Here is a 15645-nt window from a genome sequence, read left to right on the forward strand (position 1 = left end):
TCGGGACACGGTCGTCTGCTCCAGAACAATGCTCGCGCGAGACAGTTGTAAACGGCCACCGGCCGGCAACACCGTCAGTCTTGCAAGGCGCCGCATAAATAGCATGCATGAACGTGAACGCGTTGACACACGTCGTTACTAGAGCGGGATGACATCAGGCTGCACCGTAGCCTGAGTTGGTCAGGTAGTTGGCGCACTCGGCAGGCGGGAAGCGGTCGAGGAGGCTGCCGATGCGCTGCCAGGTGGCGTCCTTGGTTCGTTCGGCGGCGGCGCGCAGCAGGTGCTTGAGCTTGGCGAAGACCTGCTCGATCGGATTGAGGTCGGGCGAGTAGGGCGGGAGGAAGAGCAGCCTTGCGCCGGCCGCGCGGATCGCCTGGCGGACGGCAGGGCGTTTGTGGCTGGAGAGATTGTCGAGGATGACGATGTCGCCTGGCGCGAGGGTGGGCGCGAGGAACTGCTCGACCCATGTCAAGAAGCTCGTGCCGTTGATCGGCTGGTCGAGCACGCACGGCGCGTCGATGCGATCGTGGCGCAGGGCGGCGAGGAAGGTCATCGTGCGCCAATGGCCATAAGGGACCTTCGCCCGCAGCCGCTGGCCCCGCGGCGCCCAGCCGCGCAACGGCGCCATGTTGGTCTTAGCCCAAGTCTCGTCGACGAAGACGAGGCGCGCGGGATCAAGCCGGCCCTGATATTTTCGCCACTGCGCGCGTCGCCCGGCGACCTTTGGACGAAGCTGCTCGGCGGGTAGAACGCTTTTTTTTGAAGCTCAGCCCCTCGGGGTGGACGAAGCGCCAGACCTGCACATAGTCGACCTTAACCCCGCGTGTCGCGAGCTCGGCGACCAGACCGCGCAAAGTGAAGTCGCTCCGCGCTCGCTCGAGCAGCCAGTCGCGGTGCCCACCCGCAAGAACCGATGGCCGGTGCCCGCCGATCTTGCCAGGCGCGGCGCTGCCCGTCCGGCGATGCCGCTGCGACCAGCGCACCACGCTCGCCGCGCTGATGCTCAACCTCGCCGCCACCGAACGCACGCTCTCGCCGGCAAACACCCGCACCACGGCCCGCTCACGCAAATCCATCGAATAAGGTCGGGTCATCGCTGCCGGCTTCCAACCCAGCCCGCAGCTTGATGATGTGGACGCCCCCGCACTGAGCCGCGGCTGTATTGTGGTTCGGTCACCCGCAGGAGAGGAGTTTACGATGAGGATCACGACGATAGGGCTCGATCTGGCGAAAAGCGTGTTTCAGGCGCATGGCGCCGACGAGACGGGCGCGACGGTTTTGACGAAGCGCCTGCACCGCAAGCAGATGCTGCCGTTCTTCTCGAAGCTGTCGCCTTGCCTGATCGGGGTGGAGGCGTGTGCGACGGCGCATCACTGGGCTCGCACGCTCGCCGCGATGGGCCATGAGGTCCGGCTGATGCCGCCGTCCTACGTGAAGGGCTATGTCAAGCGCGGCAAGAGCGACGCGCTCGATGCCGAGGCGATCTGCGAGGCCGTCGGCCGGCCGACGATGCGCTTCGTGCCCGTCAAGACCGTCGAGCAGCAAGGCATTCTGATGGCGCAAACGCGCTGCGGGCGCATTTGGCCGAGCTCGGGCTGGTCGCGAACCCCGGCGTCGCCAACCTTGCCAAGCTTGCCGAGCAGGCGCTGGCCGACGAGACGGCGCTGCCGCCCTATGCCCGCGCTGCGCTGTCGATCATGGTGCGCCAGATCATGGCGTTGACCGAAGAGATCGGCGCCCTCGATCGGCAGCTCATGGAATGGCACATGGCGAGCGAGGCCAGCCGCCGGCTCGCGGCCATCCCCGGCGTCGGCATCGTCACCGCGACCGCCGTTGCCGCCACGGTGACCGATCCCGAGCAGTTCACATCAGGCCGGCAGTTCGCCGCCTGGCTCGGGCTCACCCCGCGACAGCATTCGACCGGCGGCAGGACACGGCTCGGCGGCATCTCAAAACAGGGGGATCGCTACCTGCGCAGGCTGCTCGTCGTCGGCGCGACCGCCGTCATGCGCCACAACAAGGACAAGACGACGCCGATGGCCAACTGGATTAGGAAGCTGCTCGAGAAGAAGCCGTTCCGGCTTGCCTCGGTCGCGCTCGCCAACAAGCTGGCAAGGATCGCTTGGGTCGTGCTGACCCGTGGTGAAGTCTATCGCCCACAAGCGGCCGTCGCCTGAAGGAAAGCCCCCTATTCGAATTGGTAGCGGCAGTCGATGATGTGTAACGATCGAGCCAATGGCGCGGCAAACCCGTCTGATTCAATGCGCCTCACCAGCGCGTCAGCCTGTCCAGGGACCTCGCCAGCGGATTTCCATCAGGGCCAGCGGTCAATCACCCGACCGCACCAACAGGCCGGACATATGAAAGCAACCGATCAACACACCCCGACAAAAGCCCTTGCCAAAGGGGGCGTCCACATATGAATCAGACTTCCGCGCCCAAGGGAATCCACTTTCGATTCACTAAAGCGTCATCCCGCTCTAAGTGCCCTCGCAAGTCATTCCACCGGATAAGGCTTGAGGACAACAGGGCGTCCATCGCTACCGGATTGTGCAATCTCATTGCTATATGCGGTCGCCCAGACGACGGGAAGATCTGGTCGCTGTTCAGCAAGAATTCCGGTCCGCAGGCGCGAGCCTCACCATAGCGCCGCCGACTTGTTAGTGACCCGCTTTTGCCCGGGGGAGCTGGCAAAGCCTCGAGGAACAGTTGCGTGCATTTGATCTGCTGCTGCTAGGCTTCACTCTCCGGGGGCGGTCGATCAGCGTCGGCAGGTTCGGGAATACGATGCCCAAACCTGCTTCGGCGCGCAGTAACCTCGTGTCAGTCGCCAAAAGGCGGACTCGGTCTGATGAGCTCGACTCGCGTTCCAAAGGCGGGGCAGGATCATGCTTCGCTCAAATTGGCTGCGAAATGCTCGGGCAACTGAGGGAATTGTCCGAACACCATCGCCCCGCCCACCGTTTTCCAAATCCATTCATTGGGCTCCCGGGCCCGTCGGGTCGCAGCCGGCGCCGATCCCGAGCTTCTTCTTATATCACGCGGAGAGCGCATCAGGGTCCTTCGCCGGGAATAACAGCCCACCAATTGCTTCGACACCCATTTTTCATCTCCCCGCTGCCGTAGCGTCAATGTCAAAGCGTACAGATACTGTTGCAAAAACACGACATTCCCAAGGGAAAATGCCGCGGATTTAAACGCACACTGTAGATGTTGAGCGACGCTGACTCTAAAGGCCAAGCAACAGAGAAGTTTTGGGAGAAGATGATAATGAAACAGTCAGCCTGGCTGCTGTCGGTAGCCCTTTGCGCGATCACCTCGCCTGCTTTCGCCCAGGAAGCGACGAGCATCGCTGCGACCGATACCGCGGCCGCTGCTGCCGATAGCGCCATGAATGCTGGCGACATCGTGGTCACCGCGACCCGCCGGGCGAGCCCGCTCTCCGACGTGCCGATCGCGGTCAGCGCTGTCACTGCCGAAACGCTGCAGAACTCCGGCGGCACCGACATCCGCTCGCTGAACCAGCTTGCGCCGTCGTTGCTGGTCTCGTCCACCGGTAGCGAAGCCAACGGCTCTGCCCGTATCCGCGGCATCGGCACCGTCGGCGACAATCCGGGCCTCGAAAGCTCGGTCGCCGTATTCATCGACGGTGTCTATCGCAGCCGGACGGGCGTCGGCCTCAACGAGCTCGGCGAAGTCGAGCGCGTCGAAGTGTTGCGCGGTCCGCAGGGCACCCTGTTCGGCCGCAACGCCTCTGCCGGCCTGATCAATATCGTCACGAAGAAGCCGTCGTTCGACTTCGGCGCGACCGGAGAGCTGACCTACGGCAACTATGATTTTATCCGCGGTGCCTTCGGCGTCACCGGCCCGATCACCGAAGCGCTCGCCTTCCGCCTGGACGGCGTTTATGTGAAGCGCGACGGCTTTTACCGCAATGTCACCCAGGCAGGCGGTAGCGAAGCGAGGGTCAACGACCGCGACCGCTACTTCCTGCGCGGCCAGCTCCTGTTCGAGCCCAACGACGATCTCAGCGTCCGCCTGATCGGGGATTATACCAAGCGGGATGAAAGCTGCTGCGGCGCCGTATATGTCGCGACCAAGGAAACGTTCGACGCGACCCGCACGGGGGAAGCGGCGAACACGAATCCCGACGGCAACGTCACGCTCAGCCCCACCAATCGCATCGTCGATATCCTTCGCCGCGCCGGAGGACAGGTTACCTATCCGCCGCAGAACCCGTATCGTCGGCAGGTCGAGATTTCGCCGGGCCGGACGTTCCGCAACGAAACCGAAGATTATGGCGGCTCGGCGGAGGTCAATTGGGACTTTGGCGGCGCGACCCTGACCTCGATCACGGCCTATCGCCAATACAAGGCCGGCGGCGCAGGCGACGTCGATTATTCGGCGGTGGACCTTACCTATCGCGCCGACGACGGCAATTCGTTTCGTCAGTTCAAGACTTTCACCCAGGAGCTGCGGCTGCAGGGTTCGCTGTTCGAGGACAAGCTCGACTGGCTGATCGGCGGCTTCTACACGAACGAAAAGCTGCGCGTTCACGACAACATCAAGTTCGGCTCGCAATATGGCGCCTTTGCCGCCTGCCGGATCGTCGCAACGATCAACCCGAATGCCGCGTTGCAGAACGCAGCCAATCCGGGCTGTTTGAGTGCGGGCGGCCGCGCGACACTGCTGGGCCAGCTGCCGGGCGGAACCCCCGCTTTCGGCGCCGCGACCCCGCTGGTCGTGGCCGGCATCGATCGCCTCAGCACGGTCAACAATGTAGGCGACCAGCTGGCGATCTACCGGCAGGACAGTGAGAACTTCGCTGCCTTCACGCACAACATCTTCAATATCACCGATACGCTCAGTCTGACGCTCGGCGCGCGCTACACGCACGAGAAAAAGGATTTCAGCGCGTCCTTCAATAACAACAACACCATCTGCCCGGTTCAGCAGGCCGCCCTTGGTCCGTTGCTTGCTAACCCGGCGCTCGGCGCACTAGTCGGCGGCATCGTGACGCTGACCTGCACCGGCAACTCGAGCTCGCAGCTCAATACGCTGAACCCGACCAGCAGCCGCGAGGAAGACGAAGTGACCGGCACCGCGGTGCTGTCGTGGAAGCCGAGCCCGCGCCTGCTCACCTATGCCAGCTATTCGAAGGGCTATAAGGCCGGCGGCTTCAACCTGGATCGTTCCGATCTGGGCGGGCCCAACGGCGTGTTCGGTCCACGCAGCAATGCGGATGCGGCCGGCCTGCAATTCGAGCCGGAAAAGGTCGATGCCTATGAGATCGGCCTGAAGTACAGCACGCGTCAGTTCAACTTGAACGTCGCGGCGTTTCGGCAGGACTTCAAGACGTTCCAGCTGAACACCTTCAACGGATCGATCTTCATCGTCCAGAACATCGCCTCGTGCAGCGATGATCTCGGTGGGGCCGACCGGGATGCCAGCCTTGCGACGGGTGCCTGCACCGGCAAGACGAAGCCGGGTGTGCGTTCGCAAGGCGTCGAGATCGAGGCGGCCGTCTACCCGGCGCGCAACGTGGCATTCACGGCCGGATACACCTATACGGACACCAGCTATCGCAAGAACCTGGTTGGCAGCTCACAGGGCGAGGCGCTGAGCCCCGCACTGTTCCTGTTGCCCGGTAGTCAGTTGTCGAACGCGCCCAAGAGCGTCGTGACTGCGTCCTTCACCTACACGCCGGACTTGGGCGCGAGCGGGCTTAGCGGGCTGCTCTACATTGACGGCCGCAACACATCCGACTTCAACACCGGATCTGACCTGTTCCCTGAAAAGAGCCAAGAGGCATTCACGCTCGTCAATGCCCGTGTCGGCATTCGTGGGCCGGATCAGCGCTGGGCCGTCGAGCTGTGGGGCCAGAACATCTTCGACGTGAACTATCAGCAGGTGGCGTTCAACACGCCGTTCCAGGGTGCGGGCAGCATCGCCCAGACGCAGGCGTTCGGCACCGTCGCCAATCAGCTGTTCTCAAGCTTCCTCGCAGAGCCCCGCACCTACGGCGTCACGGTGCGCGGCAGGTTCTAACGGCTAAGCGAAACTACAGGAGGAGCGGTGGGAGGCCATCGCTCCTTTTTCTTTGACTAGGCGGCAGCGCGCTCTAGCGCCGCGCCTTCGCAACTCGGTTCGCGCTGGAGGATTTCTGGACGCTTAAATTAACCGAACGAGCACCGTCCGAGGCGTTCTGAATGCGATTGACGTGATGGCGTGGACGGCCCCTGCAGCAGCGTAGCCGTGCAATACTGCGGTCGTTGTAGTCCCGCGCTAGGCTAATCGACACCAGAAGCATGAAGCCCTGTGCGGCGAGCATCACGCGCCTGCGGTCGCGATCGTCGGCGACCGCCCCTGACCAGAGCGACAAGAGGAGGATGGGGAGCGCGGTGGAGGCCTGGACAAGCGCAACCATCTGCGGCGAGGGAGTGAGCGGCGTCATTAGACTAGCCACGAGGCGCCGACGGACTGGATCAAGCCGCCGAAATTGGAGGCGATGCTGGCTATCCAAACGGCGCGGAAGACGGGGATTGATAATGGCGAGCTCGGCGTTGGTTCAGCCATGCGCTGCAGATGAGCGCTGATAGCGTCTATGCCAAGCCCATAGGGTGCCGGCTATGGGATTACGATCAGCTACGGGGAACGCGGTGAGTTCGCCCCAGAATGAGCAAGGATCAAATAGGCCATGAGTTCAGCGGGTCCCGGTCCGGGTGCAGCCAACTCGCTCGTGCCAGAGCACTGATGTGACGTCTCCAAAGCCCCGTTCTCAGTCACGACGCGGAACCCGTCATGCCCACCCAGGCCAGATGAACGTCTGCTGTCACTCCGATCAGTCCAATCGGACCTTCTGGTATCGGCCAACTCCTGACATTCGTGAGGTCGCTCGTTCGGCCGAGATTCAAGGCGCTACACTTCATTTCCATCTTGAAGGGTGCAGGGAAGGGGGGCTGATCATCGCCCCACTCGGCGCGGTATGGCGCTCAAAATGCTTAAAATGAAGTGCGAACTTTGGCTATTTTCAGCCAATTCCAGCGGATTTGCCGTCCATGCTCAGGCCGACCAGCTGGGACGGCACCAGCTTCGCTTCGGTCTCCACCATGATACCGGACCGTGAGACGTTGCGGACGGTGGCGTCGGCGCGTCCTTCGACCACGAAGGCTGTCGCTTTCAGCAAGACGCGGCTGCGCGGCGTTGCGCGCTTGTCCAACACCTCCGGAGTCGAGAGTTCGGGAACGGTCCCCTCGTCATTGGCAGCCAACTCGCCGCTGAAGAACGATTTGAGTTTGTTGACGAACATCAGCCTCTCCTGACAATAGGAGCGGGTAATTATCGAGCGGTCGGTTGCTGCCCTGTAAGCTTTTTGCCGTCCCGGATTACGAATCCTTACGGTATCGATGTTAACCTTCAGCTTAGCTTCGGGCCGGGCTTGTGCGGAGAGGAATTTGGTCGGGGCGACAGGATTCGAACCTGCGACCCCCACACCCCCAGTGTGATGCGCTACCAGGCTGCGCTACGCCCCGACCAGAGAGCCTCATCGACCGGAGAGGTCCACGAGCCCAGGCGCGCGGCCTTATGGCGGCCGCTTCCTAAACGCAAGCTTTAGCCGCCGATCAGCGTGCGGCGGTGCTCGGCGTCATAGGCGTCCACCTTGATCTCCAGCACCTGAGCGGCCCGAAGAGCAGCGTTGAACGTCGCCATATGGGGCGCCTGGAAATGTGCTTCGAGCGCCGGCCAGTCGGCCCAGATCTCGCTGATCCGCATCACGTCGGGATCGAGTGCATCGATGGCGAAGCTGTAATGAAGGCAGCCGGTTTCGGCGCGCGTGGCTTCGACCTGCGCGCGCAGTTCGGTTGCGAGGCGCTGCAACTCGCCGGCGGCGAGACGGGCGTGGCCATGGACGATGATCATGCGGTGCATCTTCTCCTGAAAGCCGAATGCCCGAGTCGTTTCCGACCCGGGCACCCGCGTGACGATCAATCGTCAGCCCCCTTGAAAGCTGTCGCTCGACATCTGGGTCAGCTCCCCTTCAAGAGACCCGATGGAGCGACTGCTCTCCCCGAACCACGGCCGTTTACTAGCCTGAGCTTCGAACGACCGGAAAACTACGGTAGCATTCCGGAAGAGTCATCTGCGTTTATCCGGCGTTCATGTTAATTGCGCGAACCTGTGGCAACCGCGCAACAGCATGGCTTGCGCCACCTTCGGCCGCCCCTTAGACGGACCCCGCCTATCCACTCCGGTTCCCAAAAAAATGATCCTGTCCCGATATGAGCGGATGATCGCCCGGCGCTATCTGTGGCCGGGCAAGGGCGAGGCGTTCATCGCCCTCGTCGCCTCGATCAGCCTCGTCGCGGTGATGCTCGGCGTCGCCGCGCTCGTCATCGTGATGAGCGTGATGAACGGCTTTCGCGCCGAGCTGTTCGACAAGGTGGTGGGCCTGAACGGCCATGCCGTGGTGCAGGGCTATGGCGGGCGCCTGCCCAATTGGCGCGAGATCCTCGCTCAGGCGCAGAAGACGCACGGCGTCACGGAAGCGCTGCCGCTCATCGAGCAGCCGCTGATGGCGAGCTATGAAGGCAGGGTCGAAGGCGTGCTCGCCCGGGGGATGCGGGTGGAAGACATCCGCGCCAACGCGGTGCTGCGCGGCAAGGTGCTCGACGGCGAGCTGAAGGCGCTGACGCCCGGCAGCGGCAATGTCGCGATCGGCGCGCGGCTGGCCGATATGCTCGGCGCGCGGGTCGGCAGCTCGATCAGCCTGATCAGCCCGCAGGGGCAAACGACCGTGTTCGGCACGGTGCCGCGCATCGTCAGCTACCGCGTCGCGGCGATCTTCGAGGTCGGCGTCTATGATTACGACAAGGCGTTCGTGATCATGCCGCTCGAAGATGCGCAGACTTTGCTGATGCTGGGCGACGACGTGGCAATGATCACCCTGCAGACGACCGATGCCGATCATGTCGGCGAGATTTTGCGGCCGCTGCTGCCGGTGGTCGCGAACAAGGGCCTGCTGACCGACTGGCGGCAGATGAACGCGACGATCTTCGAGGCGCTGCAGGTCGAGCGGGTCGCGATGTTCGTCGTGCTGTCGATCATCGTGCTCGTCGCCGTGTTCAACATCCTGTCGTCGCTGATCATGCTGGTGCGGGCGAAGACGCGCGATATCGCGATCCTGCGGACGATGGGGGCGACGCGCGGCGGGCTGATCAAGATCTTCGTTACGATCGGCACGCTGATCGGGGCGGTCGGCATCGTCGCCGGACTGATCCTGGGCGCGGTGTTCCTCTTCTACCGCCAGTCGGTCGTGAACTTCGTCCAGCTGGTGACGGGACAGAATCTCTGGGACCCGTCGATCCGCTTCCTGACCGAGCTGCCGGCCAAGACCGATCCGGTCGAGGTTACCGCGATCGTGCTGATGGCGCTGGGCCTGAGCTTCCTCGCGACGCTCTACCCGGCGTTCAAGGCGGCCAGCACCGATCCGGTGCAGGTGCTGCGTTATGAGTGATGGCGAGATCGTCATCCTGAACTTGTTTCAGGACAAGGTTCGTAGCGACGGATGCTCGGCGAACCCTCGGACCGCCCGAGCCGGAAGCCTTGTCCCGAAACAAGTTCGGGATGACGGAGTGGAGCGTTGACCCAGCCCGTTCTCTCCACCACCGGCCTCACCCGCGATTTTCAGCAGGGCGGCGAGACGATCCATGTGCTGCGCGGGGTCGATCTTGGCGTTGCGCCGGGGGAGATCGTGGCGCTGCTCGGGCCGAGCGGGTCGGGCAAGTCGACCTTGCTGCAGGCGGTGGGGCTGCTCGAAGGCGGCTTTGGCGGTTCGATCCGGATTGCGGGTGAAGAAGTCTCGCAGCTCGACGGGGACGGGCGCACGCAGGTGCGGCGCGACCGGATCGGCTTCGTCTACCAATTCCATCATCTGCTGCCCGACTTCAGCGCCGCGGAAAACGTTATCCTGCCCCAGCTGATCCGCGACGCGTCGCCCGAACAGGCAAGGTCGCGGGCCGAACTGCTGCTCGGCGCGCTGGGCCTGGGACATCGGCTGACGCATCGGCCAAGCCAGCTTTCGGGCGGCGAGCAGCAGCGCGTGGCGGTGGCGCGTGCGCTTGCCAACCGGCCCGCGCTGGTGCTGGCGGACGAGCCGACCGGCAATCTCGACGAGGCGACGGCGGACGTGGTGTTCGATCAATTCCTGCGGCTGGTGCGCGAAGAAGGCTCGGCGGCGCTGGTGGCCACTCACAACGAGCGGCTCGCCTTGCGCATGGACCGGGTGCTGCGGCTGCACGAGGGCCGGCTCGCCTAGGGAAAGTTCCGCGCGCGCGCGCGTTGCCGCGCCATGCGTGCCCTTTCCCTGATCCTCGTCGCCGCGCTTGCCACGGGCGGCTGCAAGAAGCTCGAAACCAACACCGTCAAGGACGCAAAGGCCGAGAGCAAGGCGGCCGACGAACGGCGGGTCCGGGAGGCCTGCGCTTCCCAATCGAGCTATGAGCGACTGAAGGCGCTGGCCTTCGAAAAGGCGGAGGAAGTGCGCGCCGGCCGCACCGCAATGCTCGACAAGCTCCGCGCGGCGACGGTGGTGCGCATGGAAGACCCGGTCGTCAAAAGCCGCGACGACGCGCTGAACGTCACGGTGTGCCGGGGCCGGATGATCATCGATCTGCCGCCCGGCGCCGAAGACGCGTTCAACGGCGAGCGACGGCTGGTCGCCGATGTCGAGTTCGCGGCGCAGACCGCGGCTGATGGCAGCGGCATGGTCTATCAGCTCGATGGCGCGGAGCCGATCATCTACCGGCTCGCCGCGATCGACATGAAGGGTGGCGCGCCGATGCCGACTCCTTCGGGAACACCCGAAACGCAGGTCGCCGAGGCCCGGCCGCCTTCGCCGCCCGTGATCGCGCCGCCACCGGCACCGGCGCCTCGGCCGTCCGCCCGTGCGACGCCGGAGCAACGACCGCCGCAACGCGAGATCGTCGAGGAGGAGCGGCCCCGTCCGGCGCTCGCGCGCCCGAGCTTTAACTGCCGCAATGCGCGGACCCGGACCGAGCAGATGGTGTGCGGCGACGAACGCTTGGCCGCGCGCGACCGGGAAATGGCGTCGCAATATTACAGCGCGGTCGCGGCCGCCGATCCGGAGACCCGCGCGATCCTGCGTGAGACGCGCGATCGCTTCCTCGCCCGGCGGGAGCGGTGCGGCGGACCGGGCTGCGTCGCGCGCGCTTATGAGGATCGCATGGACGAGATCGACCGGATCATGTCCGAGTGACTTGACGCGCCGCACGGAGCAGCGTTCCATGGACGCGGCAGGGAGCGGGAGAGTGGCTTATGGTCCGCCGTGCGTGTTCGATGCTGGTGCTAGCATCGTTGCTGGGTTCCTGCGGAGGAGATGGCGGCGGGCCCGCGCCGTCACCGACGCCGACGCCCACCAATGCGCCGCCGACCTTTACCTCCGCGGCCACGGCCAACGTCACCACCGGCGCCAGCGGCACCATCTACATGGCGCAGGCGAGCGATCCGAACAATGATCCGCTGACCTATTCCATTTCGGGCGGCGCCGATCAGGCGCTCTTCCAGGTCAGTGGCGCCGGCGCGCTGTCCTTCCGCACGCCGCCCGATGTCGGAACGCCGACGGACCAGGACCGCAACAATGTCTATCTGGTGCAGCTGCGGGTGTCGGACGGGCAAGCGGCCGCGACGCTCGACCTTGCGCTGACCGTCGTGCCGACCGCGAGCGGCTTTCGTGTGCGGCGGGTGGCGACCGGGTTCAACCAGCCCGTGTTCCTGACGCAGGTTCCGAACAGCGACCGGGTGTTTGTGGTGGAGCGGGGCGGAGTGATCCGCATCCTCGATCCCGCCACCGGCACGACCGCCGCAACGCCTTTCCTTGACGTGTCGGCGCAGATTTCGACTGACGGCGAACGCGGGCTGCTTGGACTGGCCACCGCCGACGACTATCCGGCGAGCGGCACATTCTACGTCTTTCTGACCAACCAGCAGGGCAGTATCGAAGTCCGGCGCTATCGCCGCAGCGCCGGCAATCCCGATCTCGCGGACGCATCCACCGCCGACGTCATCCTCACCATCCCGCATCCGGGCTTTTCCAATCATTATGGCGGCTGGATCGGGCTGGGTCCGGACGGCCTGCTCTACATTGCGACCGGGGATGGCGGGGGCGGCGGCGACCCGAACGACAATGCGCAGAACCGCAACAGCCTGCTCGGCAAGATCCTGCGTATCGATCCGCGCGGCGACGACTTCCCCGCCGATCCGAACCGCGACTATGCCATCCCCGCCGCCAATCCGTTTGCCGGCGGCGGCGGCGCGCGCGAGGTGTTCGCCTATGGCTTGCGCAATCCATTCCGAGCGAGCTTCGACAACGGGGCGCTGTTGATCGGGGATGTCGGCCAGAACGCGGTCGAAGAAGTGGACATCCTGCCGGTTGACGCCGGTGCCGCGACGAACTTCGGCTGGCCCATCCTGGAGGGCACGCGCGCCTTTCGAGCCGGCAGCGCCGCGGGGCTGACGCCGCCGGTGACCGAATACACGCACGGATCGGGGCCGCTCAACGGCAACACGGTCACGGGCGGCGTCGTCTACCGGGGTCCGATCGCCAGCCTGCAAGGCAGCTATATCTTCGCCGACTTCATCAACCCGCGCCTATGGTCGGTGCCCCGGAGCATGCTCGTCGCCGGCCAGACGCTGCCGAGCACGAGCTTTGTCGACCGGCTGCAGAGCTTTGCGCCCAATGCCGGCACCTACACCAACATCGTGAGCTTCGGGACCGACCGTCGAAGCAACCTGTACATCGTCGACTTCGACGGCGAAATTTTCGTGCTAGAGCCAACGCCGTAACCTTGGGGGTAAGATGGCGACGATCCTGAACCATGAAGTGAAAGCGGCGACGGGCGGCACGGAGCCGCTCCGCGAGCATGCCGGCAAGGTGCTGCTCATCGTCAACGTCGCCAGCAAATGCGGCTTCACGCCGCAATATGCCGGGCTGGAGGCGCTCTATCGCAAATACAAGGAGCGCGGGTTCGAAGTGCTCGGCTTTCCGTGTAACCAGTTCGGCGCGCAGGAGCCGGGCGACGCGCAGGAGATCGCGAACTTCTGCTCGCTGACCTACGACGTCACCTTCCCGGTGTTCGCCAAGATCGAGGTGAATGGACCCAGGGCCGATCCGCTCTGGGAGCAGTTGAAGAAGGACGCGCCCGGCCTGATGGGTCTGACCTCGGTCAAGTGGAACTTCACCAAGTTCCTCGTTGATCGAAACGGCAACGTGGTCCGCCGCTACGCCCCGACGACCAAGCCCGAGGATATAGAAAAGGATATTGAATCATTACTCTAGGTTAGCCGGTGCTTTTGTGGTGCGTCGATTCCGGTTCCGCCGCGTTATGAGCGCGGGATTGACGGACTTGAGGTGCACGCGTGGAACTCTGGGGCGGGCATGAATGCACGGTCAACCGGGTCGAAGACCGCTTCTGCGACCAGAACCGGCTGACCGGACACGAAGGCCGCGTCGATGATCTGGAGCGCTTCGCGTCGCTGGGCGTGAAGGCGCTTCGCTATCCAGTGCTGTGGGAGCGCGTCGGGCCCGATCGCCCAGGCGAATACGACTTTAGCTGGAGCGACGCCCGCCTCGCCGAGCTGCAGCGGCTGGGCATCAGGCCGATTCTAGGCCTGCTCCACCATGGCAGCGGGCCGTCTTTCACCAGCCTTGTCGATCCTGACATGCCGCGCCTGTTCGGCGACTATGCCCGTGCCGTCGCCGAGCGCTATCCGCATGTCGAGGACTGGACGCCCGTCAACGAGCCGCTGACCACCGCGCGCTTTGCCGGGCTCTATGGACATTGGTTCCCGCACGGCCGGGACGAAACCAGCTTCCTCACCTGTCTCGTCACCGAGATCGAGGCGACGGCTGCCGCGATGAAGGCGGTGCGCAGCGTCAATCCGCATGCGCGCCTGATCCAGACCGATGACCTAGGCGACAATTACGGCACGCCGCGCATGAAGCGGCTGGTCAATCATTATAACGCACGCCGCTGGCTGGGTTGGGACCTGCTGGTCGGGCAGGTGGACGAAAACCACTATTACTGGCGTTGGATCGAAAAGGCCGACCTGGCTGACCGCGTGAAGGCGATCTGTGCCGACCCGTGTCCGCCGGACATCATCGGCGTGAACCATTATGTGACGAGCGATCGCTTCGTCGATCACCGGCTGAGCCGCTATCCCGACCTCGTGAAGCCTGAGATCGGCTTTCACGACTTTACTGCAACCCGAGTGATGGACCCACCGCCGCCGGGCCTCGAATCGGTTCTCCGCCAGGCCTGGGAACGCTACGGCATCCCGCTCGCCGTGACTGAGAGCCATCTCGGCTGCACGCGCGAAGAGCAGATGCGCTGGCTGGCCGAGGGCTGGAATACGTGCCTGAAGCTTAAGAACGAAGGCGTCGACATCCGCGCCCTGACGGCCTGGGCCCTGCTCGGCAATTATGACTGGTGCAGCCTGCTGACCGTCGAGGCCAATCACTATGAGGGTGGCCCGTTCGACGTGCGGGCCGGTTCGCCGCGCGCGACCGCCCTGACGCGGGTGCTGAAGGCATTCGGCGGTGATGCCGAGGCAGGCGCTTGGCTCGACAAGCATCCGGCGATGGGCCGGCCGGGCTGGTGGCGGCGCGACATCAGGCTGGAGCACGCCCCCTATGTTTGGACCGAGAAGAAGACTGCGCCGATGGAAGAACGGGCAGGGCCGCCGATCCTGATCACCGGCGCCAGCGGTACGCTCGGCCAGGCACTCGCCCGCGCCTGCGAGCTGCGCGGGCTCGACTATGTGCTGACCGATCGACGGGCGTGCGCCATCGACGATCCGCGCTCGATCGCACAGGCGCTCGACAGCCATGAGCCCTGGGCGGTCATCAACGCGGCGGGCTGGGTGCGGGTGGACGATGCCGAAGGCGAACGCGACGCCTGCTTCCGTGCCAATGCCGACGGTGCCGCGCTGATGGCGCAGGCCTGTGCAGAACGCGGGCTCAAATACACGGTCTTTTCCTCGGACCTGGTGTTCGATGGCGCGAAGAACGACGCCTATCTGGAGGACGACGCACCCAAGCCCCTCAATGTCTATGGCGCCTCCAAGGCGGCAGCCGAGGAGCGGGTGCTGAAGGCGCTGCCGGAAGCGCTGGTGATCCGCACCGCGGCATTCTTCTCGCCCTTCGACGCCTATAACTTCGCGATCTGGGTGGAGCGGGAGTTGCGCGAGGGTCGGCCGGTGCATGCGGCCGAGGGCTTCGTGGTCACCCCGACCTTCGTGCCCGATCTGGTCCATGCCAGCCTCGACCTGCTGATCGACGAGGAACAGGGCGTCTGGCACCTGACCAATCAGGAGCCGGTCAGCTGGTTCGATTTCGGCAGGCGCGTCGCCGAGACGCTGGATCTCGATCCGCGGTTGGTCCGCGCCGCACGTCCGGAGGAACTGGGCTGGCGGGCGAAGCGGCCGACCTATGTGCCGCTCGGCTCTCGGCACGGGCAGCTGTTGCCCAAGTTCGAGGATGCACTCGCCCGGCACAAGGAACGGCGCCGGACCGAGATAGCGTGAGGGGAATGCGGGGATAAGTCGCCGCTTCCCTTTCCGAATCCGGCA

Annotated in this window: 10 protein-coding genes, 1 tRNA gene and 2 pseudogenes; 8 read left to right on the forward strand and 5 right to left on the reverse strand. The window is 64.5% G+C overall.

Annotated elements, in window-relative coordinates:
- Nucleotides 1-154 precede the first annotated feature (154 nt).
- Nucleotides 155-1094, reverse strand: a protein-coding gene (locus tag HJG53_RS14320; protein ID WP_171131727.1) for an IS630 family transposase whose coding sequence is annotated in 2 segments (ribosomal slippage) — nt 155-760 and nt 762-1094 — 939 coding nt in all. Because the reading frame shifts where the segments join, the coding sequence is not laid out codon by codon here.
- Nucleotides 1095-1197: 103 nt separating this feature from the next.
- Here HJG53_RS14320 and HJG53_RS14325 point away from each other — a divergent pair.
- Together HJG53_RS14325 and HJG53_RS14330 are read left to right on the forward strand one after the other, a co-directional pair.
- Nucleotides 1198-2177: pseudogene (locus HJG53_RS14325) on the forward strand (IS110 family transposase).
- Nucleotides 2178-3270: 1093 nt separating this feature from the next.
- On the forward strand, nt 3271-6048 hold the full coding sequence (locus HJG53_RS14330; RefSeq protein WP_171131729.1) for a TonB-dependent receptor: 2778 nt from the start codon (nt 3271-3273) through the stop codon (nt 6046-6048).
- A gap of 235 nt (nt 6049-6283) precedes the next feature.
- On the opposite strand, the pseudogene HJG53_RS18840 reads toward HJG53_RS14330, so the two are convergent.
- From HJG53_RS18840 to HJG53_RS14355, 4 genes and pseudogenes are all read right to left on the reverse strand, one after another.
- A pseudogene (locus HJG53_RS18840) lies at nt 6284-6576 on the reverse strand (MFS transporter); the annotation flags it as partial.
- Nucleotides 6577-7030: 454 nt separating this feature from the next.
- Complete coding sequence (locus tag HJG53_RS14345; protein WP_171131735.1) at nt 7031-7309, reverse strand: PilZ domain-containing protein; 279 nt, start codon at nt 7307-7309, stop codon at nt 7031-7033.
- A 146-nt stretch (nt 7310-7455) separates the two neighbouring features.
- Nucleotides 7456-7532: transfer RNA gene (locus HJG53_RS14350), tRNA-Pro, on the reverse strand.
- Between the two features lie 79 nt (nt 7533-7611).
- The gene (locus tag HJG53_RS14355; RefSeq protein WP_171131737.1) at nt 7612-7989 is read right to left on the reverse strand and encodes a putative quinol monooxygenase; all 378 of its coding nucleotides are present in this window, start codon (nt 7987-7989) and stop codon (nt 7612-7614) included.
- A 274-nt stretch (nt 7990-8263) separates the two neighbouring features.
- Between HJG53_RS14355 and HJG53_RS14360 the strand changes: the two genes are divergently transcribed.
- The 6 genes from HJG53_RS14360 (at nt 8264) to HJG53_RS14385 (ending at nt 15600) form a co-directional block, all read left to right on the forward strand.
- Nucleotides 8264-9514 carry a lipoprotein-releasing ABC transporter permease subunit gene (locus HJG53_RS14360; protein ID WP_171131739.1) on the forward strand — a complete coding sequence of 417 codons (1251 nt, stop codon included), beginning with the start codon at nt 8264-8266 and terminating at the stop codon, nt 9512-9514.
- A 126-nt stretch (nt 9515-9640) separates the two neighbouring features.
- A complete protein-coding gene (locus HJG53_RS14365; RefSeq protein WP_171131741.1) occupies nt 9641-10315 on the forward strand; it encodes an ABC transporter ATP-binding protein in 675 nt (224 codons plus the stop codon).
- 33 nt (nt 10316-10348) lie between these two features.
- Complete coding sequence (locus tag HJG53_RS14370) at nt 10349-11275, forward strand: lysozyme inhibitor LprI family protein (protein ID WP_171131743.1); 927 nt, start codon at nt 10349-10351, stop codon at nt 11273-11275.
- Between the two features lie 59 nt (nt 11276-11334).
- Complete coding sequence (locus HJG53_RS14375) at nt 11335-12861, forward strand: sorbosone dehydrogenase family protein (protein ID WP_171131745.1); 1527 nt, start codon at nt 11335-11337, stop codon at nt 12859-12861.
- Nucleotides 12862-12874: 13 nt separating this feature from the next.
- Nucleotides 12875-13354 carry a glutathione peroxidase gene (locus HJG53_RS14380; protein WP_171131747.1) on the forward strand — a complete coding sequence of 160 codons (480 nt, stop codon included), beginning with the start codon at nt 12875-12877 and terminating at the stop codon, nt 13352-13354.
- 80 nt (nt 13355-13434) lie between these two features.
- Nucleotides 13435-15600, forward strand: coding sequence for a family 1 glycosylhydrolase (locus HJG53_RS14385; protein ID WP_171131749.1), 2166 nt, complete (start codon nt 13435-13437; stop codon nt 15598-15600).
- Nucleotides 15601-15645: the final 45 nt, after the last annotated feature.

Source organism: Sphingomonas sp. ID1715, from assembly GCF_013044515.1.
In the GTDB taxonomy this organism is placed as follows: Bacteria; Pseudomonadota; Alphaproteobacteria; order Sphingomonadales; family Sphingomonadaceae; genus Sphingomonas_B.

Coding starts and splice junctions, on each gene's coding strand:
- HJG53_RS14330 (WP_171131729.1), top strand. CDS start 3,271: ATGAAACAGTCAGCCTGGCTGCTGTCGGTAGCCCTTTGCGCGATCACC.
- HJG53_RS14345 (WP_171131735.1), bottom strand. CDS start 7,309: ATGTTCGTCAACAAACTCAAATCGTTCTTCAGCGGCGAGTTGGCTGCC.
- HJG53_RS14360 (WP_171131739.1), top strand. CDS start 8,264: ATGATCCTGTCCCGATATGAGCGGATGATCGCCCGGCGCTATCTGTGG.
- HJG53_RS14370 (WP_171131743.1), top strand. CDS start 10,349: ATGCGTGCCCTTTCCCTGATCCTCGTCGCCGCGCTTGCCACGGGCGGC.
- HJG53_RS14375 (WP_171131745.1), top strand. CDS start 11,335: ATGGTCCGCCGTGCGTGTTCGATGCTGGTGCTAGCATCGTTGCTGGGT.
- HJG53_RS14380 (WP_171131747.1), top strand. CDS start 12,875: ATGGCGACGATCCTGAACCATGAAGTGAAAGCGGCGACGGGCGGCACG.